Annotated in this window: 3 protein-coding genes; 1 reads left to right on the forward strand and 2 read right to left on the reverse strand. The window is 73.2% G+C overall.

The genetic code is table 11. The features are described 5' to 3' along the window. Window positions 1-297 precede the first annotated feature (297 nt). Window positions 298-846: a TetR family transcriptional regulator gene (locus tag ABZ641_RS32260; protein ID WP_359987589.1), complete on the forward strand. Its 549-nt coding sequence runs from the start codon at window positions 298-300 to the stop codon at window positions 844-846. 265 nt (window positions 847-1,111) lie between these two features. On the opposite strand, the gene ABZ641_RS32265 is transcribed toward ABZ641_RS32260, so the two are convergent. After that, the gene (locus ABZ641_RS32265; RefSeq protein ID WP_344625320.1) at window positions 1,112-1,711 is read right to left on the reverse strand and encodes an alkaline shock response membrane anchor protein AmaP; all 600 of its coding nucleotides are present in this window, start codon (window positions 1,709-1,711) and stop codon (window positions 1,112-1,114) included. A 54-nt stretch (window positions 1,712-1,765) separates the two neighbouring features. Beyond that, window positions 1,766-2,425, reverse strand: a complete 660-nt coding sequence (locus ABZ641_RS32270; RefSeq protein WP_344625319.1) for a DUF6286 domain-containing protein — start codon at window positions 2,423-2,425, stop codon at window positions 1,766-1,768. Between the last annotated feature and the right edge of the window lie 245 nt (window positions 2,426-2,670).

The raw sequence follows: 2,670 nt of genomic DNA on the forward strand, positions 1-2,670 counted from the left end.
CGGTCCGCTATCAGACGCAGCACCTGGTTCTCGGCGGCACTGGCGCTCGGCGGAGGAATCATCTTCCTGATCCGCCGCAAGCGCTCCTGACGGCACCGGAGCCTCCCCGTCTCCGCCACCCGGGCACCCCCGCGGGCCCGGGTGGCGGGCCTCCACGTCACCCACGCGCAGAGCACCCCACGAGCATGCCCCCGCTCCTGCCAGACTCGCCTCATGACTGGACACACGGACGGGGCACGGCCACTCGACACCCGTGCGGCGATACCCGATCCGCCACGCGTCGCCTGGCGCAAGCACATGAGACGGCGCGTCCTGGACGCCGCACGCGACCTGACATGTTCCTCGGGCTGGGACCAAGTAAGCCTGTCGGCCGTGGCCACGGCCGCCGAGGTGTCCCGCCCCTCCGTCTACAAGGAGTTCGGCAACCGGGCGGGCCTCGGCCGGGCCCTGGTGCTCAGAGAGACACGCGAGTTCCTGGAAAGCGTGGCGCTGACCCTCTACCCCGGGCTCCCGGACCCCTGCGCCTCCCTGGAGGCAGCCGTCTTCTTCGTCCTCACCGAAGCCCACCGCAACCCGCTCATCCGGGCTGTCGTCCTGGCCGCCAGAAAGGGCTCCGACAGCCTGCTGCCCTACCTCACGGCACGCGCGGACCCGATCTTCGACGCGGGGCAGAACCTCCTGCGCACGTGGCTCACGGAACGCTTCCCCGAGCGGGATGAGGACCTCATCGACACGGCGGCGGACATTGCCGTCCGGATGACCATCAGCCACCTCGTCCTGCCCGGCGCGGACCCTCGCCCCACCGCACAGCGGCTCTCCCTGGCGGTACTGAAAGTACTGCAGTAGCGGCGAGCGCCAGGAACGACGAGCGAGAACGCGTGCGGTCGCGGGCTTGCCGGAAGCGGTCCCGGCCCGCACCCGCCGCACCGTCACCGCCCATGCCGATGGCCAGACCGACCGCCGCACCCTCCTCGATGCCCTCGGACTCCTGCGGCGCGCTCCAAGACACCGGTACGGCAAAGCCCGTAGCGGTGGACCGGTCGGCACCGGGCCTCGACGGGAGGCTCTCACTCCGGCCTGTCCGATGTTGCCGTGACCTGGTCATCGCCGGTCATTCGGCGCGGTGGGGCCGGTGGGAGGCGACCCGCAGCGTGGCCCGCGTGGGGAGTTGCTCCCATCCGGTGCTGCGGCGGGCGCGGTTCAAGGTGCCTTCCAGTGCGGGGAGGATGTCGCGGGGGTGGGCGTCCGGATCGAGGGTGAGGTCGAGGGTGGCGTGGGGGTGGTGGGCCTGACCGGTCAGGTGGGCCTGCGCCTTGTGGACGCCGGGGAGTCGGGAGGCGTCGGCGGCCAGGGCGTCGGCGAGGGCGCTGTCGTGCAGTTCGACGCCGTCGCAGGGCGGGTTGCCGACCGGCAGGCGTCCGGGGTGCCGGTGGCGCAGTTGTGCCAGGAACCACCACAGGGCCAGGGCGGTGAGGACGGCCAGGGCGGCGATGACGGTCGGCCACCACCAGTCCGTGTCCGTCCAGCGGGTGCGGTCCCGGACCGGCACGAGGGTGTCGTGCGGGCCGGTGAGGGGCCAGTCGGCAGGCGGGTCGAGGCTCCAGCGCCGGTAGAGGTCCAGGGCTCCGACCAGCACGAGCAGGCCGCCGCCCAGCATGACCAGGCCCGCGACGGCCAGCAGGGTCCGGTTGAGGACGGAGTGAGAGTTCATCAGGTCGTCTCCCGTGAAGATGGGCACGCGGTCCGTAGCGCTGCGGTGGCACGGTCACGGGCCGCGCCGCCGGGCCCGGACCGTGAGCCGGGGCACACGGGCCAGGGCGAGGGCGTCGAGCTGTGCTGTCAAGGCTTCGGTGACCTCGGTCCGCACCGTGTCCAGGTCGCGGAAGGCCACCTGGGCGCGGGCGTTGATCCGGCGCCGGCGCACCCTGATGTCGGCGTGGGAGACGCCCGGCACCCGTAGGGCGGCATCACGCAGCAGTCGGGCGGCGCCGTCGCGGTCGAGTGCGGCCTGTGGTGCGTCCGGGTTGTCGGGGACTGCCATGGGCAGGAGGTGCCGGCGGCCGGGGGTGAGCGCCAGAACGATCAGCAACAGGCCGAGGACGGCTGCCACTGCCGCGCCGGTGATGACCCACGGGTCGTCGATCGGTCGGGTGGCGAGTTCGTCGGCGAGGGTCTTGCGCCAGGCGGCGGCCGTGTGGCCGGTACGCACCCGGACAACGTCGAACAGCGTGAGCGCGCAGGCTGCCAGGACGACGAGGGCCACGATCGCGGCGGGAACCCTCCGCTCGGACCACCAGCGCGACGCCGTACGGCCGCGCTCGGTCTGGGCCGCCGGTGTGCCGGCCGGGCTGCTTTCGGACGGGCCACCCTGCGCGGTGGCGGATTCGGGGTCCGGGTCGGAGACGGCCGGGGGCTGGTGTGTCATGCCGGCTCTCCCTGAGATCTGGTGGCGGTGGGCGGGCGGATGCCCCGGCGGTGTCCCGCGGGAAGGGCTCGGTGATGGGGTGTGCGCTGCGGGTCAGTGGACGCGGCCGCCGCTGCCCTCGGGAAGGAGGCGACGGATCGCGAGGGCGACCTCGGTGACCTCGAGTCCGGTCAGACGGCCCACGCGGCGGGTCACCTGGCGCTGCAGCTCGCGGGCGGCTGCGGCGAGGTCGACCGGGTAGGGCA

It is taken from the genome of Kitasatospora sp. NPDC007106, from assembly GCF_040634455.1.
GTDB lineage: Bacteria > Actinomycetota > Actinomycetes > Streptomycetales > Streptomycetaceae > Kitasatospora > Kitasatospora arboriphila.